Raw genomic sequence first — 16773 nt, 5'->3', positions numbered from 1 at the left:
CCATCAGATCCGGCTTGCTGTATCCCACCTTGAGCGTGCTGGCAGCCTCGCTGCTGGCCGCGTGCGGCGGCGGCGGTGACGGCCCGGGCCAGATCGTGTTCCCGCCCGTCGCCAGCCAGCCGGCCGGCCCGACCACCACCGTGAGCGGCGTGTTCACCGCCAGCGCCCTCAAGCCCGGCAGCAGCACCGACCCGGTCATCAACGCTGGCTACTACGCCGGTGCCACCGTCTGCGTGGACACCAACGGCAACGGCCGCTGCGACACCGGCGAGCCCGCCGCCGTCACCGACGCCAACGGCAAGTTCAGCCTGTCGCTGCCCGCCGCGTCGGCACTCATCGCCGACATTGGCACCAACGCCAAGAACACCGCCACCAACACCAACGTGCCCACGCGCGAAGTGCTGCGCGTGATGCTCGACCAGGTGCAGGAGCAAGGCACAGCCGTGGTGGTCAGCCCCCTGTCTTCCGAAGTGGCGCGCCTGGTGGAAGCCAACAGCACCAGCTACGCCGTGGAAAAGCAGAACCTGGCCACGCGCCTGGGCGTGCCGGTGGCTTCGCTGCTGGGCGACGCCAATGCCGCCAGCGGCAGCGTGCAGACCGCCCTGCTGAGCGAAGCCAACGCACTGAACAACCGCTTTGCCTACGCCACCACCAAGCTGGACCGCGCAGACAAGTTTCCCGATGCGCTGGCCACCGCAGGCGGCGATCCGCGCCTGACCGGCATGGCCGGCGTGACCACCGCCACCGCCAACGTTGCGGACAACCGCAAGGCCATCACCTTCCTGCAGTCGCAGCAGGCGGCGTTCACGGTGGAAGGCGTTCCGCGCTACGACAACATCTTCATCGTGATGCTGGAGAACAAGGCCACGATGTCGATCCTGAACTCGGCCTACGCGCCCAAGATCAACGGCTACCTGAAGGCCGGCAACCAGCTCGTGAGCTACTACGCCACCGGCAACCCGAGCGAGCCCAACTACACGGCCCTGGGCGGTGCGGACGACTGGGGCATCACCGACGACGCGCAGTGGAACTGCGATGCCACAGGCGCCAACGCGGTGCAAGACACGCCCACGCCAGACAACACCCAACCCGGCCTGAGCAAGTCGCCGTTTGCAGCCACCTGCACACAGGCAGCCGCCGTGAACCACAACATCGTGGGCCGGCCCAACCTGTTCAACGCCATCACCAAGGCCGGCCTGACCTGGCGCACGTACAGCGAGTCGATGAACCCGGGCCAGGACTTCCGCACCGACAGCGTGGCCGACGCCGCCGTCACCGCGAAGGACAACGTCTACGCGCCGGGCGCACTGGGCGGCAACGCCACGACCATTGGCGACGCCACGCTCACGCTGCCGCTGCCGGCGGGCCTGTACAAGACCAAGCACCACCCCGGCATGGCCTACCAGAACGTGCGCAGCGCGCCCGAGTGGAAGTACAGCAACCGCACCATGGGCGGCGGCCAGTGGGACGCGATGCTGAAGAACAGCGCCGACTACACCATTCCCGCAACCTACGACTACGACCAGCTCGGCACCGACCTGGCCAGCGGCAACGTCGGCAACCTGAACTTTCTGGTGCCCGACCAGTGCGACGACATGCACGGCATCAGCGTGAAGGGCACCAACGGCGCCGCCGCTACCGGCACCGCGAGCGACTGCAGCAGCGTGGCGAACAACGTGTCGGCCACGGCCGTGTCGCCGATCATCACGCGCGGTGACAACTACGTGGACTTCACGGTCAAGCGCATCCAGGCGTCCGCGTTGTGGAAGAACCCGCAAAAGCGCGTGGCCATCGTGCTGATGTTCGACGAAGGCAATGCGACCAGCGGCTTCAACTCCTGCTGCGGCTGGAACCCGTTGAAGGGCAGTGACCCGGCGCACCCCGTGCGGCCGCTCACGCAAAACGCAGACGGCACCTGGGCCATCGACGCAAGCATCAACAACTACCAGGTGGGCAACCGCGGGCACGGCGAGAGCATCTTCGGCATTCTGACGAACCAGGCCAACGCACCCAAGGGCGTGTCGGACAGCGACGCTTACAGCCACTTCTCGTTCGTGCGCACGCTGCAGGACATGTTTCAGCTGGCCGACCCGGTCGTCGACAACTCGTACATGAACCGCTCCAAGTACACGGAGGCCTTCATCTCCGCGAACATCATGAATCTGCCGGACTTCGCAGGCAGCGCGGACACGCACTTCGACAGCGTGCGGCCGATCAACCATGCGTTCGTGATTCCCGCGGGCTACACGCAGAAGCAGTCGGGTGACGTGTCGACCACGGCGCAGGTGGGGCCGGACGCCAACCAGCTCAATGTGTGGTCGCTGAAGCAATGAGGAAGCACCGTTCAGGCCCGCAAGGGCCGGCGGTGACGCGCGCGGGCCGGCTTGCGCTGGCCCTGTGCGCGGCGGGCATCGCGGCTGCGATGCTCGCCGCGTGCGGCGGCAGCAGCGGCAACGGTTCCGCCGCCGCGCTGCCGGCGGGCACGACGCCCGCGGCGAGCGGCACAGCCGCGGCAGCACCCGCCGCTTCCAGCACGCTGAGCCTTGCGGCGCAGGTGGGCCAGAAGATGTTCTTCGACAAGAACCTCTCGGGCTCCGGTGCGCTGTCGTGCGCCAGCTGCCACGACCCGGCGCATGCGCATGCACCGGCCAACGACCTATCGGTGCAGTTGGGCGGTGTGCACATGGACCAGGCCGGCCTGCGCGCCGTGCCGTCGCTGCGCTACAAGGACATCACCCCGCCCTACGCCGACCTGCTGGACAACCCCGACGGCATCAGCGTGCCCGGCCCTGGCGGCGGCTTCACGGCGGACGGCCGCGCCGACACGCTCGCCGCGCAAGCCCGCATTCCATTGGTCGACCCGCTGGAGATGGCCAATGCCAGCAGCACCGACGTCGTGAAGAAGCTGCAGGCCGCCGACTACGCACCGCTCATGGTCAAGGCCTTCGGCGAGAAGACATTCGACGACAGCGACGCTGCGTTCGCCCATGCGCTGCAGGCCTTGCAGGCCTACCAGCTGGAGGACAACAGCTTTCATCCGTACAGCAGCAAGTTCGACCTGTACGCCAGCAACAAGATCGGCGGCTCGCTCACGCCGGCCGAAACGCGCGGGCTGAAGGTGTTCACCAACCCGAACACCGCCAACTGCGCCTCGTGCCACTACCAGGGCGCGGGTCTGAACGGCAGCTCCGCGCTGTTCACCGACTTCTCCTACGAGGCGATCAGCGTGCCGCGCAACGCAGGCATTGCCGCCAACAACGACCTGAAGTACTTCGACATGGGCGTGTGCGGCCCGCTGCGCACCGACCATGTGCCGGCCACGCCCAACGCCGCCAACAGCTTCTGCGGCATGTTCAAGGCGCCCACCCTGCGCAATGTGGCGACGCGCACGGCCTTCTTTCACAACGGCGTGATGCATTCGCTGGAACAGGTCATTCGCTTCTACAACACGCGCGACACGCAGCCCGAGCTCTGGTATCCCACCGTGGGCGGCACACCGAAGGCGAAGAACGACGCGGGCTTTCCGGGCTACGGACTCATCACCACGCAGTACACGGGCGGCAAGGTGCAGAAGTACAACGACCTGCCGGCGGCCTACGCGGCGAACATCGACACACAACTGCCGATGGACGGACGCGCCGCGGGCGCCGCGCCGCCGATGTCCGAACAAGACATCACCGACCTGATCTGCTTTCTGAACATCCTGAGCGACGCGGACACCAAACCGGCCACGCCCGCAAAGCCGGGTGCCTGCGTCAACTGAACTCCTCTCTTTCTTTTGCGATATGAACAAGAAAAAAATCTCCCTGCCGCTGGGCGCCGCCACCCTGGCGGGGCTCGCCTTTCTCGCCCTGCTCACAGGGTGCGGACCCCATCAGCCCGAAGCCAACCTGCAGAACCTGACGGCAGCGATGAACGCCTACCTGGCCAAGAAAGGCGACCTGTGCCTGGGCAAGACGCAGTGGCCCATCGACGTGCCGCAGCGCGAGGTCGGCACGCGCGCACGCAACGCGGTGCAGATGCCGGTTCTGGAACATGTGGGGCTGGTGAGCGCGTCCACGGCGCAGGTCGAAGAGGCCAGGGAAGGCGAACAACCGGCCTCCGTGACCGTCACGCGCTACGTGCTGACCGAGGAAGGCAAGAAATACCTTCACACGCGCGAGACCCAGGGCGACTTCTGCGCCGCCCACCTGACGCTGGACAAGGTGGTGGGTTGGGAAGCGCGCAAGGACGAACACGACGCGAAGGACCCGAAAGAAGCGTCCGCCGTCGTCGTCACCTACACCTACAAGATCGACGCCGCGCCGTGGACCGGCGATGCCGATGTGCAGAAGGCGTTTCCGATGGTCGAGCGCGTGGTGCGCGGGGCCGGCACCATGCAGCTGAAGCAGAACTTCAAGCGCACCGACAGCGGCTGGGTGCCGGAGGGCGTCTGAACCCGATGGACACGGTGCTTCGCTTCTCGCCCGCGTTGAGCGACTGGGTGCTGCACAACCTGCGCGAAGGTTGCACGCCCGCACAGGTGGTCGAGGCCATGCGCGCGCAAGACATGCCACCCGAAGCGGCCACGGCCATCGTCGACGCCTTCGTGTTCGCGCTGCGCACGGGCAGCCCGGTGCCCACCGATTCGGTCACGGTGGCACCGGCGTACCACTACGAGCCCTCGCGGCTGCCGCCGGGCACGACGATCCGCACGGCCGACCGCCTGGTGCGCGTGGCCGCGCGCGCCGCTCAGCCGGCCATGGCGGTGCTCAACGACGTGTTCAGCGCGCAGGAATGCGAGGAGCTGATCGCGCTGGCCAGGCCGCGGCTTGCGCCTTCGACCACTGTCGATCCGCTGACCGGGCGCAACCGCGTGGGCGAACAGCGAAGCAGCCAGGGCATGTTCTTCAGGCTGCGCGAAAACGCCTTCATCGCGCGGCTCGACGAGCGTGTGTCCGCCCTGATGAACCTGCCGGTGGAGAACGGCGAGGGCTTGCAGGTGCTGCACTACCCGGCCGGCGCGCAGAGCATGCCGCACTTCGATTTTCTGGTGCCTTCGAACGCGGCCAACCAGGCCTCGCTGGCGCGCAGCGGACAGCGCGTGAGCACGCTCGTGAGCTACCTCAACGAGGTGGAAGAAGGCGGCGAAACGGTGTTTCCGCAAACCGGCTGGTCGGTGTCGCCACAACGCGGCAGCGCGGTGTACTTCGAGTACTGCAACAGCCTGGGGCAGCTGGACCATGCCTCGCTGCATGCAGGCGGGGCCGTGGTGCGCGGGGAGAAATGGGTCGCGACGAAGTGGATGCGGGAGCGGCGGTTTGTGTCTGAAGGAAGCACCTGAGCCGCGGAGCGTGGAGCGGGTTCGTGGAGTGGTGGTGGACGGGTGGGGACCGTGAATTGAGCGCCCGATAGGTATCGATTTGACTTTTTTTTAGATATATCTAAAATACTTTCGATACACACCAGTAAGGACACCCACCATGCGACATTTCCACCTCGACCATCACCACTGCCGCACCGAGCGCGGCGAACATGAAGATGGCCTCTCGGGCGGCCGCGGACACCGTGGCGGGCGCGGCGGCGGCGGCGGACGCGTGTTCGGCCACGGCGGCCTGCGCTTCGTGCTGCTGCAACTCATCGCCGACAAGCCGGCCCACGGCTACGAGCTCATCAAGGCCATCGAAGACCGCCTCGGCGGCAGCTACGCACCCAGCCCCGGCGTGGTCTACCCCACGCTCACGCTGCTCGAAGAGCTGGGCCACCTCAGCGTGGAGACCGCCGACGGCGGCGGGCGCAAGCGCTACAGCATCACGCCCGGCGGCCAGGAGTTTCTGGCGGCCAACCGCGAAATGGCCGACGCCATGATGGCCCGCATGACGGGCGGCGTGGACGGTGCCGGCCCGCGCGGCGGCCGCCCGCCGCAAGTGACGCGCGCCATCGAGAACCTCAAGCTCGCGATGCGCATGCGCCTGTCGGGCACGGCGCTCACCGAGCAGCAGGCGCACGACTTCGCGGCCGTGCTCGACAGCGCGGCGCAGCAGATCGAAAAGATCTGAGCCACACACATCCCGCGCATTCATCCGCCGCCGCGCGCCTCTCCAATCTCAACCCGCCTGCTCACCCAAGGCCCATGCAATGACCGACTCCAGCACTTCAACTGCTACAGCTCCTTCCACCGCGCCCGACCGCACGCCGCGCCGGGTGCGTCACGACCTGCGTTTTCGCCAGCTCACCGTGAAGACCGTGCAGCGCGTCACGCCGCACCTGGTTCGCATCACCCTCACCGGCGCCGACCTCGCAGGCTTCACCAGCCCGGGCTTCGACGACCACGCGAAGATCTTCTTTCCCGATGCCGCCACCGGCCAGCTCACGCTGCCCACCGCCGGCCCCGACGGCCCGGTGTGGCCCGCCAGCGGCCGACCGACCATGCGCGACTACACGCCGCGCCGCCACGACGCTGCCGCGGGCACGCTGGAAATCGACTTCGCGCTGCACGACGCCGGCCCCGCCACGCAGTGGGCCGAGCAGGCCAAGCCCGGCGACACGCTGGGCGTGGGCGGCCCGCGCGGCTCGTTCATCGTGCCGACCGAATTCGACTGGCACTTGCTCGTCGGCGACGACACGGCGCTGCCCGCCATCTCGCGCCGCCTGGCCGAGCTGCCGGCCGGTGCGCGCGTGGTGGTGCTGGCGGAAGTCGACAGCGAAGCCGACGAAATAGCGTTCGACACGCAGGCCGCGCTCACGCTGCAATGGGTGCACCGGCGTGGCGCCGCGCCGGGCACGAGCGCCGTGCTGGTCGACGCACTGAAGGCCGCGACGCTGCCGGCCGGCGACTTTCATGCGTGGGTGGGTTGCGAATCGGCCATTGCCAAGGCGCTGCGCGCGCACCTGGTGGGCGAGCGCGGCGCGAATCCGAAGTGGACGCGGGCCTCGGGCTACTGGCGCCGCGGTGCGCAAGCGACGCACGATTCGCACGACGAGTGACGTGTTTGTCTTGCTCCTTCCCCTCCCGGGGGCAGGCTGGGATGGGGGCAAGCGGCGTTCGACACACCGCTGGCGATTGATACGCCGCAAGCCCCCACCCCTGCCCTCCCCCGGGAGGGGAGGGAGAAAAACCGGAGTCAGTGCGGCACTTCAGTCGGCCCCGTCGCCCCTGCATTGCGCCGCGGGCTCTTGATGAGCAGCAGCAGCGGAATCGCCAGCACCGTGATCACCATCATGATCCCGAAGTCATCCAGGTAGCCGATCAGCGCGCCCTGGCGCGTCACCTCTGCATTCAGCAACGCAAGTCCCGTCATGGTGTCGGGCGACATCATCTGCGGCAGCGTGGCCAGTGCCGGGTTGCCCGGCGCCACGGTGGCGGCAATCTGCGCATGCGCCTTGCTCGAGCCTTCGGTCAGCAGCGCCTGCACGATCGAGATGCCCACGCTGCTGCCGATGTTGCGCAGCAGGCTGAAGATGGGCGTGCCCTGGTTGCGCAGCCTTGGTGCCAGCGTGGCGAAGGTGGCCGTGGACAACGGCACGAAGGTGAAGCCGATGCCCAGCCCCTGAATGAAGCCCGACATGATGATCAGGCTGCTGTCCATCTGCAGCGTGAGCCGCGTCATCTGGTAGAGCGAAAAGGCCGTCAGGCCGAAGCCCACCGCCATGATCGCGCGCACGTCGATGCGCTGCACCAGCCGGCCCACGATGATCATGGCAATCATCGTGCCCACGCCGCGCGGCGCGGTCACCTCCCCGGTGTAGATCACCGGATAGCCCATGAGCCCTTGCAGAAAATTGGGCAGCAGCGCCATGGTCGCGAACAAGATCATGCCGACGATGAACGCGAACAGCAGGCCGGTAACGAAGTTGCGGTCTTTGAGCAAGTCGCGGTCGAAGAACGACACGCCCTGCACCGTCCAGGTGTGAACCACGAAGAAGCCGAAGGCCACCAGCGCGGCGGCGGCTTCGAGCTTGATTTCCCACGAGTCGAACCAGTCGAGCTGCTCGCCCCGGTCCAGAAACAGCTGCAGCATGCCGATGGCCAGGCTCAGCGTGACAAAGCCGAAGATGTCGAGCTTCTCGCCCTGCGGCCGGCTCTCCGGCAAGTACCGCGCAATGCCCCAGAACGCGAAGATGCCCACCGGCAGGTTGATGAAGAACACCCAGCGCCAGTCGAAATTTTCGGTGAGCCAGCCGCCCAGCAGCGGCCCCAGGATGGGCCCGACCATGATGCCCGCGCCCCAGATGGCCATGGCCTGGCCGACCTTCTCGCGCGGGTTGATGTCCAGCAGCACCGCCTGCGACAGCGGCACCAGCGCCGCGCCAAAAACGCCTTGCAGCAGCCGCGCCGCCACGATGCCGACCAGCGAGGTCGCCAGCCCGCACAGCGCCGAAGCCGCTGTGAAGCCGATCACGGAGATGATGAACACGCGCCGCCTGCCCCAGTGGCCGCACAGCCAGCCCGTGAGCGGCAGCGCGATGGCCGAGGCCACGATGTAAGAGGTGAGCACCCAGGTGATCTGGTCCTGCGAGGCCTGCAGGCTGCCCTGCATGTGGGGCAGCGCGACGTTGGCAATTGTCGTGTCCAGCGCCTGCATGATGGTCGCCAGCATGATCGACACGGTGATCATGCCCTTGTGCGGCACGGTGGTTCCGGGGGCGACGCTCATGGCTTTTGCGCCTCGCCCGAGGTGATGCCCGTGAGGCTGCCGCGCACCTTGGTGAGCAGGCTCAAAAGCTGCACGCGCTCGGCTTGCGAGAGCACCGCCATCACGCGGGCGTTGAGCCCGTCGCTGATGCTGAGCGCGGCGTCCAGCGCTTTCTCGGCGCTGGGCTCCAGATGGATTTTGTTGACGCGGCGGTCGGTGGCGCTGGGTTCGCGGCGAATCCAGCCCGCCGCGGCCATGCGGTCGCACAGGCCCGCCACGGCCATGGGGGTGAGGCCGAGCCGCTGCGCGAGTTCGGCCTGCGAGAGCGGCTCGTCTTCGTCGTGCATGGCCAGCACGCCGAGCAGGCGGCATTGGGCGCTGGAGAGTCCGATGCGTTCGCGCGCGAGGCGGTCGAACTCTTCGCCATAGAGCTTCGCCACGTTCTTGACGAGGAAGCCGAAGCGCTGCGTGAAGTCCCTTTTCATAAGGGACTAGATTATCTACATGTTTATTAGTTTGGAATTAGCGCGCAGGCGCTGTCCTGAGCGGCCGGAAGAACGCTCGCAGTTCTTGAGCCAGCAGTTCGGGTTGCTCCATGGCCGCGAAATGCCCGCCCTTGGGCATCACCGTCCAACGTGCGACGTTGTAGCCGCGCTCCACCCAGGAACGCGGCGGCATCGGCAGTTCGTGCGGAAACTGTGCCACGCCGAGCGGCGGCGCCACGGTTTCACCGCGTTGCAGATGCACCGGACGCAAGCTGTTCTCCCGGTACAGGCGCAGCGTTGAATCGGCCGTTCCGCTGAACCAGTAAAGACAGACATTGGTCAGCAGCGCATCAAAGCCAAACAGTTTCTCGACATCGCCATCGCAGTCGCTCCAGGCCTGGAACTTTTCGAGCATCCATGCCGCAAGCGCGACCGGTGAATCCATCAGCCCATATGCCAGCGACAAAGGCTTGGTAGCCTGCACATGGCTGTAAGCCCCTTCCGCCTTGGCCCATGCCTCCATACCAGAAAGAAAACCTTGTTCTTCCGGGCTGATTGACGGCAGCCCGTCGCCCGATGGAGGGCGATAGCTGCCGGGAATGAAGTTGAGATGCAGACCCGCTACCCGCTCTGGATAGCGTTGCGCCAGCCACGTCGACACACTTGCGCCCCAATCACCGCCCTGCGCCCCATAGCGCGCGTAGCCCAGTCCCGCCATCAGCTCCGCCCAAAGTGCAGCAATTCGATGCGGCCCGAAGCCGGGCCGATCGGGTGCTTGCGAAAAACCGTAGCCTGGAAGTGATGGCACAACGACATCAAAGGCATCGGCGGGATCGCCGCCGTGTGCACCCGGGTCGACGAGCAACGCAATGATGCGCTCCATCTCGGCAAACGAGCCCGGCCATCCGTGTGTCATGACCAAGGGCATCGGGTCGGGGCCATGGCCGCGCTGGTGAACGAAATGGATCTTCAGCCCGTCGATCTCCGCGAGGAAATGAGGCAACGCATTGAGTCGCGCCTGTTGCGCGCTCCAATCGAAGTCCTCGATCCAGTAGTGCGCCACGCGCTGCATGAACGCGAGGCTCGTCCCCTCATCCCAGTCCGACGCATGCATCGCCGAAGGCCACCGCGTGGCGCGGATTCGCTGACGCAGGTCGTCGACGCGCGCAGGATCGATATCGATGATGAAGGGACGTGTTTGCATAGTCAGAGCCAGCCGGCCTTGCGGAACCGGTAATACAGGTAGCCGCAGGTGCTCACGATCAGCACCAGCGCCACCGGATACCCATAGCGGAATTTCAGCTCCGGCATGTGCTCGAAGTTCATGCCCCAGATGCCGGCAAACGCGGTGCACACCGCGAAGATGCTGGCCCAGGCCGCGAGCCGCTTGGTGACCTCGCTCTCTTCGATGGTCACCATCGAGAGGTTCACCTGAATGGCCGTGCCGATGGTGTCGCGCATCGCGTCGATCGAGCCGTTGATGCGCCCCAGGTGGTCGCCCACGTCGCGAAAGTACTCCTGCGAGCTCATGCAGATCTGCGGCACCCGCCCGCCGTGCATCTTGCCGGCAGCCTCCAGCAGCGGCGCCACCGCGCGCTTCAGAATCATGCTGCGGCGCTTCAGGTCGTAGAGCTGCTTGATCTTGTCGCGCGCCGCGCCGCCCTGGCCAAAGATCTGCTGCTCGATGGACTCCAGCTCCACCTCCAGCGCATCGATCACCGGAAAGTAGCGGTCAACCACCGCGTCCATCAGCGCATACAGCACAAAGCCCGCGCCGTTGCGCAGCAGCTCGGGCTCGCGCTCGCAACGCTCGCGCACGCCCAGAAAACCCTGCTTGCTGCGGTTGCGCACCGACAGCACATAGTTGCTGCCCACGAACACGTCGACCTCGCCCACGTTGGTGCAGTGCTCGCCCTCGGCCGAGGGCTCGACCAGGTGCATCACCACGAAGAGCGAGTCGCCGTACTCCTCCACCTTCGGGCGCTGGTGGCCGTGGTGGGCGTCTTCCACCGCCAGCGGGTGCAGGCCGAACTCCATCTGCATGTGGTCGAGCTCTTCGTTGGAGGGGTCGCTCAGCGCCACCCACACGAAGCACCCTGGCCGGGTGATGTACTCGCTGATGTCGTCGACCTCAATGTCGGCCAGCTTGGCGCCGTTTTCGTAGGCTACGCAGTTGATCAGCATCGGTGCGCGTCCTGGGTCAGTCTTGCGGGTCGGTCTCGGCCAGCCGGGCGGTGGCGAGCAGGGAGGCCTCGATGGCCTGCGTTTCGCTCTTGAGCAGGGCGAGCCCTCTTTCGGCGAAGGCGGTGTGGCCCGCCACGTCGGCCCACAGGCTGGCCGCGGCTTCGGAGCAGGTGAGCGACGCGAAGCGGATGCGGCCCTTGGCCAGGTCGACGAAGCGCTGCTCGCGCAGCGGGTCGGCCCGGTCCCAGGCGCCACCGATGAGCACGCGCTTGCCGCGCTTGATGCGCGGTTCGCGCTCGGCGAAGAAGGGCAGCTTTGCGGAGAGCCAGCCCGGCAGACCGGTGGTCAGTGCGGTGTCGAAGTCGGAAGGCGCGGGGTGCGCCTTGGCAAATTCGCGCAGGGTGCCGAGCGCATAGAGCACCGGGTCCTTGGAGCCGGCCGCGCCGCCTTCCACGGGCCGAATGACCGACGGGCCGTTGCCCGCGCGCCCTTCGGGCCGTTTCGACTTGCGCAGGTCGGCCAGTTGGGCCGGCGACATGCAGAGGTACAGCGCCGCGAGTTCGGCGGGCAGTGTGGCGGTGTCCGGCAGCGCGTGCGCTTCAGGGCCTTTGATTTCATCCAGCGGGGCCATGGGCGCCTTGTTCTTCACGCGGGGTTTGCGCTTGCGGATTTTAGAACTGTGGAATGGAGCGGGATGTTGGGGAAGCCGGCGGGGTTTGGGTGGCTTGCCTCATGGATCGGTATGGCGGCATGGGTATGCCACAAACTTCACGACAAGCGGGGTCGAGAAGGGGGCGCGCGGTGCGAAGGCAACCAAGCCCTGCCGACAATCGACCGCAGGAAACGACCATGAACACCGACACCACAGTCCACCACGTCACCCAGCCTGGCGCCAACATCTTTCTCGAATTGGGTTTTGCGCCAGCCGAGGCAGAGCGCCTGCAGGCCGCGTCGCAACAGCAGATCGACGACGCACGGGTCGAAATGCCCGGCCGCATCGGCAAGCCGACCAAGCCGAACGTCGGCTGACCCTCCACCCGTCCCCGATAATCCCCCGAGTGAAAACGACGACTGCCCCACCCACCCCCTCGACCAGCGACTTCTCCGGGCACACGCCCATGATGGCGCAGTACCTAGGCCTCAAGGCCGACCATCCAGACACCCTGCTGTTCTACCGGATGGGCGATTTCTACGAGCTGTTCTGGGCTGACGCCGAAAAAGCCGCGCGCCTGCTCGACATCACCCTCACCCAGCGCGGCCAGTCGGCCGGCCAGCCGGTGGTGATGTGCGGTGTGCCCTTCCATGCGGTCGATACCTACTTGGCGCGCCTCATCAAACTGGGCGAATCGGTCGCCATCTGCGAGCAGGTGGGCGAGGTCGGCGCCAGCAAGGGGCCGGTCGAGCGCAAGGTGATGCGCGTGGTGACGCCCGGCACGCTGACCGACTCCGAGCTGCTCAGCGACAAGACCGAATCTCTGCTGCTCGCGGTGCACGCGGGCACGCGCAATTTCTGCGGCCTGGCCTGGCTCAGCGTGACCGGCGCCGAGCTGCGGCTGGCCGAGTGCCCCGCCGACGCGCTGGAAACCTGGATCGCCCGCATCGCGCCCAGCGAGCTGCTGTACAGCGCCGAGGTCACGCCCGCCTTCGAGCAGCGCCTGAAGGCCGCGCGCAGCGCCACGCCGTTCACGCTGTCGATTCGCCCCGCTTGGCAGTTCGACGGCGGCCTGGGCGAGCGCAAGCTCAGCGAGCAGATGGGCAGCAACAGCCTGGCCGCGTGGAACGCCGAATCGCTCACCAACGCCCACGCCGCCGCCGCCGCGCTGCTGGGCTATGCCGAGCACACGCAGGGCCGCGCGCTCTCTCACGTGCAGCGCCTGTCGGTGGAGCGCGATGGCGACCTGATCGAGCTGCCGCCCACCACGCGGCGCAACCTGGAGCTGGTGCAAACGCTGCGCGGCGAAGAGTCGCCCACCATGTTCTCGCTGCTCGACACCTGCATGACCGGCATGGGCAGCCGCCTGCTGAAGCGCTGGCTGCTGTCGCCGCGGCGCGACCGCTCCGAGGCGCAGGCGCGGCTCGAAGCCATTGGCGCGCTGCAATCCACGGTGCTCGGCGGCACGGCCGCACCCTGGCGCACGCTGCGCGAGCAACTGAAGAACACCAGCGACGTGGAACGCATTGCCGCGCGCATCGCGCTTCGCCAGGTGCGCCCGCGCGAGCTGGTGGCGTTGCGCCTGGCGCTGTCGAAGGCGGAGCAGCTCGCGCCCTTGCTGCCCGCGTCCGCAGACCTGCTGGGCCGCATCACCGAACGCCTGGCGCCGCCGCCCGGTTGCGCCGACCTGCTGGTGAGCGCCATCAAGCCCGACCCGTCCGCGCTGGTGCGCGACGGCGGCGTGATCGCCACCGGCCATGACGCCGAGCTCGACGAGCTGCGCGCCATCAGCGACAACTGCGACGACTTCCTGCTCAAGCTCGAAGTGAGCGAGCGCGAGCGCACCGGCATCAGCAACCTGCGGGTGCAATTCAACCGGGTGCACGGCTTCTACATCGAGGTGACGCAAAGCGCGCTCTCCAAGGTGCCCGACAACTACCGCCGCCGCCAGACGCTGAAGAACGCCGAGCGCTTCATCACCCCGGAGCTGAAAACCTTCGAGGACAAGGCCCTGAGCGCGCAAGACCGCGCGCTGGCGCGCGAGAAGTGGCTGTACGAGCAGCTGCTCGACGCGCTGCAGCCCTCGGTGAGCGCGCTCACGCAGCTGGCCACCGGCATTGCCACGCTGGACGCGCTGTGCGCGCTGGCCGAGCGCTCGCACACGCTGCACTGGCACGCGCCCAGCTTCGTGTCGCACCCGTGCATCGAGATTTCTCAAGGCCGCCACCCGGTGGTGGAGGCGCGGCTGGCCGAAAAGTCGTCGGGCGGCTTCATCGCCAACGACACGCAGCTTGGGCCGCAGCAGCGCATGCAGGTCATCACCGGTCCCAACATGGGCGGCAAGTCGACCTACATGCGGCAGGTGGCCATCGTGGTGCTGCTGGCGTCCATCGGGTCGCACGTGCCCGCCGCGGCATGCCGGCTGGGGCCCATCGACGCGATTCACACCCGCATTGGCGCGGCGGACGACCTGGCTAATGCGCAGTCGACCTTCATGCTGGAGATGACCGAGGCCGCGCAGATTCTGCACAGCGCCACGGCCCAGTCGCTGGTGCTGATGGACGAAATTGGCCGCGGCACCAGCACCTTCGACGGGCTGGCGCTGGCCGCGGGCATCGCGGCCCAGTTGCACGACCGCAGCAAGGCCTTCACGCTGTTTGCCACGCACTACTTCGAGCTGACCGAGTTTCCGGCCACGCACCATGGTGCGGTGAACATGCACGTGAGCGCCACCGAGGCGGGCCGCGACATCGTGTTTCTGCACGAAATGCAGCCCGGCCCGGCCAGCAAGAGCTACGGCATTCAGGTGGCGCGGCTCGCGGGCATGCCCGCGGCGGTGGTCAACCATGCCCGCCAGGCGCTGGAGGCACTGGAATCGCAGCATGCGCAAACCCGGGCGCAGGTCGACCTGTTCGCACCGCCTCCAGTGGCCGAAACGCCCCTGGCCAGCGCCGTAGAATCCGCGCTGGCTGCACTCGATCCCGACGCCATGAGCCCGCGCGAGGCGCTCGACGCCTTGTACGCCCTTCAAAAACTGAACAAACGCGAACAGGCCACCGGCTGACCGGGCACTGTTCATGCGAGATGAACTCATGACTTATTGCGTAGGCATCAAACTCAACGCCGGCCTGGTGTTCCTGTCCGACTCGCGCACCAATGCGGGCGTGGACCACATCAGCACCTTTCGCAAAATGATCGTCTACGAGCAGCCTGGCGACCGCGTCATGGTGCTGCTGTCTTCGGGCAACCTGAGCATTTCGCAGTCGGTGCGCGAAATCCTGCAAATAGAGGAACTGCGCGAAACCCGTGAAGACGGCACGCCCGGCGACCCCATCACCATCTGGAACGCCAAGAGCATGTTCGACGCCGCCCGCGTGCTGGGCTCGGCGGTGCGCCATGTGTACGACCGCGACGCCGAGGCGCTCAAGCATGCGGGGCTGGACTTCAACGTGTCCTTCATCTTCGGCGGGCAGGTCAAGGGCGAAGGCATGCGCCTGTTCCTGGTGTACGCGGCGGGCAACTTCATCGAAGCCACCACCGAAACGCCGTACTTCCAGGTCGGCGAATCGAAATACGGTAAGCCCGTGCTCGACCGCGTGCTCACCCCCGAGACCCCGCTGGACGAGGCCGCCAAGTGCGCGCTGGTGTCGATGGACTCGACCATGAAGTCGAACCTGTCGGTCGGCCTGCCGCTCGACCTGGTGGTGTACGAGGCCAACAAGCTCGAGACCGACCGCGTGATCTGCATCGACGCCGACAACCCCTACTACCGCATGATGCACAACAGCTGGGGCCAGAAGCTGCGCGAAGTGTTCGACAGCATCGAAGACCCGGTGTGGGACGACAGCCATACCGAGCATCCGCTGAAGATGCCCGCCACCCGCCACGGCGCGCTGCGCAAGATCTCCACGCCCGACGAAAAGCTGATCTGAAAAATGATGCCCCCCGGCTTGCCACTTCGTGTGCTTCGCCACCCCCCGAGGGGGAGGCTTGGCCGCCTTGGGGCGGCCCGGCGGCGGCCATGATGCCCCCGGTCGTTTTCTCGCACGGCAACAGCTTTCCCGCGAGCACCTACCGCGTCGTTCTGGACAGCCTGCGCAACCGCGGCTTCGAGGTCGACGCCGTAGAGAAGTTCGGGCACGACCCGAAGTACCCCGTGACCGACAACTGGCCGCACCTGGTGCAGCAGCTGGCCGACTTCGCCAAGGCGCGGGCCGACCGCGCGGGCGGCCCGGTGTTTCTGGTCGGTCATTCGCTTGGCGGCTTCCTGAGCCTGATGTGCGCGGCCATGCACCCGGAGCTGGCGCGCGGCGTGGTGCTGATCGACTCGCCCATCCTCGGTGGCTGGCGCGCCAACACGCTCAACGTGGTGAAGCGCACGCCGCTCATGAAGAGCATTTCGCCCGGCGCCGTGAGCCGCAAGCGGCGCAACAGCTGGGAGCACCGTGAGGCGGTGTTCGAACACTTCCGCAGCAAGAAGGCGTTTGCGAAGTGGGACGAGCAGGTGCTGCACGACTACATCGACCACGGCACCTTCGACGGCGACAAGGGTGGTGAAGACGGCCGCGAGCTGAGCTTCGACCGCGACGTGGAAACCGCCATCTACAACACCCTGCCCCACAACCTGGGCGCACTGCTGCGCGCGCACCCGCTCAAGTGCAAGGCGGCCTTCATCGGCGGGCGCCAATCGGCCGAAATGAAGCGCGTGGGCATGGCGATGACGCAGCTGGTCACCAAGGGCCGCATCGCCATGATGGACGGCACCCACCTGTTCCCGATGGAAAAGCCGCTGGCAACGGCCGCGGCTGTCGAGGCGGCGCTGCGCAACCTGCTGTGA

15 protein-coding genes are annotated in these 16773 nt (G+C 66.9%); 10 read left to right on the top strand and 5 right to left on the bottom strand.

Features of this window, described 5'->3' with window-relative positions:
- The first annotated feature begins 14 nt into the window (after positions 1-14).
- The 6 genes from VLK31_RS18515 to VLK31_RS18490 all read left to right on the top strand — a co-directional run bounded on the left by VLK31_RS18515 (position 15) and on the right by VLK31_RS18490 (position 6966).
- Positions 15-2333, top strand: a complete 2319-nt coding sequence (locus VLK31_RS18515; RefSeq protein WP_409169890.1) for a phosphoesterase — start codon at positions 15-17, stop codon at positions 2331-2333.
- Entirely contained in the window at positions 2330-3763 is a 1434-nt protein-coding gene (locus VLK31_RS18510; RefSeq protein ID WP_409169889.1) for a cytochrome-c peroxidase, read from the top strand. The genes VLK31_RS18515 and VLK31_RS18510 overlap by 4 nt, the downstream gene beginning before the upstream one ends.
- Positions 3764-3785: 22 nt before the next feature.
- Positions 3786-4436: a hypothetical protein gene (locus tag VLK31_RS18505; RefSeq protein ID WP_409169888.1), complete on the top strand. Its 651-nt coding sequence runs from the start codon at positions 3786-3788 to the stop codon at positions 4434-4436.
- Between the two features lie 5 nt (positions 4437-4441).
- Complete coding sequence (locus VLK31_RS18500) at positions 4442-5323, top strand: 2OG-Fe(II) oxygenase (RefSeq protein WP_409169887.1); 882 nt, start codon at positions 4442-4444, stop codon at positions 5321-5323.
- A 139-nt stretch (positions 5324-5462) separates the two neighbouring features.
- Positions 5463-6038: a PadR family transcriptional regulator gene (locus tag VLK31_RS18495; RefSeq protein WP_409169886.1), complete on the top strand. Its 576-nt coding sequence runs from the start codon at positions 5463-5465 to the stop codon at positions 6036-6038.
- 79 nt (positions 6039-6117) lie between these two features.
- Complete coding sequence (locus VLK31_RS18490) at positions 6118-6966, top strand: siderophore-interacting protein (protein ID WP_409169885.1); 849 nt, start codon at positions 6118-6120, stop codon at positions 6964-6966.
- Positions 6967-7103: 137 nt separating this feature from the next.
- Here VLK31_RS18490 and VLK31_RS18485 read toward each other — a convergent pair whose 3' ends face one another.
- Genes VLK31_RS18485 through VLK31_RS18465 form a run of 5 tightly spaced genes read right to left on the bottom strand, consistent with a single transcriptional unit; the run spans position 7104 to position 11915 of the window.
- Positions 7104-8636 (bottom strand): DHA2 family efflux MFS transporter permease subunit, encoded by a 1533-nt coding sequence (locus tag VLK31_RS18485; RefSeq protein ID WP_409169884.1) that lies wholly within the window; start codon positions 8634-8636, stop codon positions 7104-7106.
- Complete coding sequence (locus VLK31_RS18480; RefSeq protein WP_409169883.1) at positions 8633-9100, bottom strand: MarR family winged helix-turn-helix transcriptional regulator; 468 nt, start codon at positions 9098-9100, stop codon at positions 8633-8635. Before VLK31_RS18480 ends, VLK31_RS18485 begins: the two co-directional genes overlap by 4 nt.
- A 37-nt stretch (positions 9101-9137) precedes the next feature.
- A complete protein-coding gene (locus VLK31_RS18475; RefSeq protein ID WP_409169882.1) occupies positions 9138-10304 on the bottom strand; it encodes an epoxide hydrolase family protein in 1167 nt (388 codons plus the stop codon).
- A 2-nt stretch (positions 10305-10306) separates the two neighbouring features.
- Positions 10307-11284, bottom strand: coding sequence for a magnesium and cobalt transport protein CorA (locus VLK31_RS18470; RefSeq protein WP_409169881.1), 978 nt, complete (start codon positions 11282-11284; stop codon positions 10307-10309).
- Between the two features lie 16 nt (positions 11285-11300).
- Positions 11301-11915, bottom strand: coding sequence for a hypothetical protein (locus tag VLK31_RS18465; protein ID WP_409169880.1), 615 nt, complete (start codon positions 11913-11915; stop codon positions 11301-11303).
- A 218-nt stretch (positions 11916-12133) separates the two neighbouring features.
- Here VLK31_RS18465 and VLK31_RS18460 point away from each other — a divergent pair, with 218 nt between their 5' ends.
- From VLK31_RS18460 to VLK31_RS18445, 4 genes are all read left to right on the top strand, one after another.
- Positions 12134-12313, top strand: coding sequence for a hypothetical protein (locus VLK31_RS18460; protein WP_409169879.1), 180 nt, complete (start codon positions 12134-12136; stop codon positions 12311-12313).
- Positions 12314-12402: 89 nt separating this feature from the next.
- A complete protein-coding gene (gene mutS / locus VLK31_RS18455) occupies positions 12403-15000 on the top strand; it encodes a DNA mismatch repair protein MutS (RefSeq protein ID WP_409170038.1) in 2598 nt (865 codons plus the stop codon).
- A 28-nt stretch (positions 15001-15028) separates the two neighbouring features.
- A complete protein-coding gene (locus VLK31_RS18450; RefSeq protein WP_409170037.1) occupies positions 15029-15868 on the top strand; it encodes a peptidase in 840 nt (279 codons plus the stop codon).
- Positions 15869-15960: 92 nt separating this feature from the next.
- Positions 15961-16773: an alpha/beta fold hydrolase gene (locus VLK31_RS18445; RefSeq protein ID WP_409170036.1), complete on the top strand. Its 813-nt coding sequence runs from the start codon at positions 15961-15963 to the stop codon at positions 16771-16773.

Origin of the sequence: Variovorax sp. H27-G14, assembly GCF_046156345.1 — a bacterium.
Classification (GTDB): Bacteria; Pseudomonadota; Gammaproteobacteria; order Burkholderiales; family Burkholderiaceae_C; genus Variovorax.
The sequence above is the reverse complement of the archived record's forward strand: the minus strand, read 5'-3'. Positions and strand labels throughout refer to the sequence as shown.

Bases quoted from the DNA above. Each gene is read 5' to 3' on its own strand.
- VLK31_RS18510 (WP_409169889.1), top strand. From the start codon at position 2,330: ATGAGGAAGCACCGTTCAGGCCCGCAAGGGCCGGCGGTGACGCGCGCG.
- VLK31_RS18505 (WP_409169888.1), top strand. From the start codon at position 3,786: ATGAACAAGAAAAAAATCTCCCTGCCGCTGGGCGCCGCCACCCTGGCG.
- VLK31_RS18500 (WP_409169887.1), top strand. From the start codon at position 4,442: ATGGACACGGTGCTTCGCTTCTCGCCCGCGTTGAGCGACTGGGTGCTG.
- VLK31_RS18495 (WP_409169886.1), top strand. From the start codon at position 5,463: ATGCGACATTTCCACCTCGACCATCACCACTGCCGCACCGAGCGCGGC.
- VLK31_RS18490 (WP_409169885.1), top strand. From the start codon at position 6,118: ATGACCGACTCCAGCACTTCAACTGCTACAGCTCCTTCCACCGCGCCC.
- VLK31_RS18485 (WP_409169884.1), bottom strand. From the start codon at position 8,636: ATGAGCGTCGCCCCCGGAACCACCGTGCCGCACAAGGGCATGATCACC.
- VLK31_RS18480 (WP_409169883.1), bottom strand. From the start codon at position 9,100: ATGAAAAGGGACTTCACGCAGCGCTTCGGCTTCCTCGTCAAGAACGTG.
- VLK31_RS18475 (WP_409169882.1), bottom strand. From the start codon at position 10,304: ATGCAAACACGTCCCTTCATCATCGATATCGATCCTGCGCGCGTCGAC.
- VLK31_RS18470 (WP_409169881.1), bottom strand. From the start codon at position 11,284: ATGCTGATCAACTGCGTAGCCTACGAAAACGGCGCCAAGCTGGCCGAC.
- VLK31_RS18465 (WP_409169880.1), bottom strand. From the start codon at position 11,915: ATGGCCCCGCTGGATGAAATCAAAGGCCCTGAAGCGCACGCGCTGCCG.
- VLK31_RS18460 (WP_409169879.1), top strand. From the start codon at position 12,134: ATGAACACCGACACCACAGTCCACCACGTCACCCAGCCTGGCGCCAAC.
- mutS (WP_409170038.1), top strand. From the start codon at position 12,403: ATGATGGCGCAGTACCTAGGCCTCAAGGCCGACCATCCAGACACCCTG.
- VLK31_RS18450 (WP_409170037.1), top strand. From the start codon at position 15,029: ATGACTTATTGCGTAGGCATCAAACTCAACGCCGGCCTGGTGTTCCTG.
- VLK31_RS18445 (WP_409170036.1), top strand. From the start codon at position 15,961: ATGCCCCCGGTCGTTTTCTCGCACGGCAACAGCTTTCCCGCGAGCACC.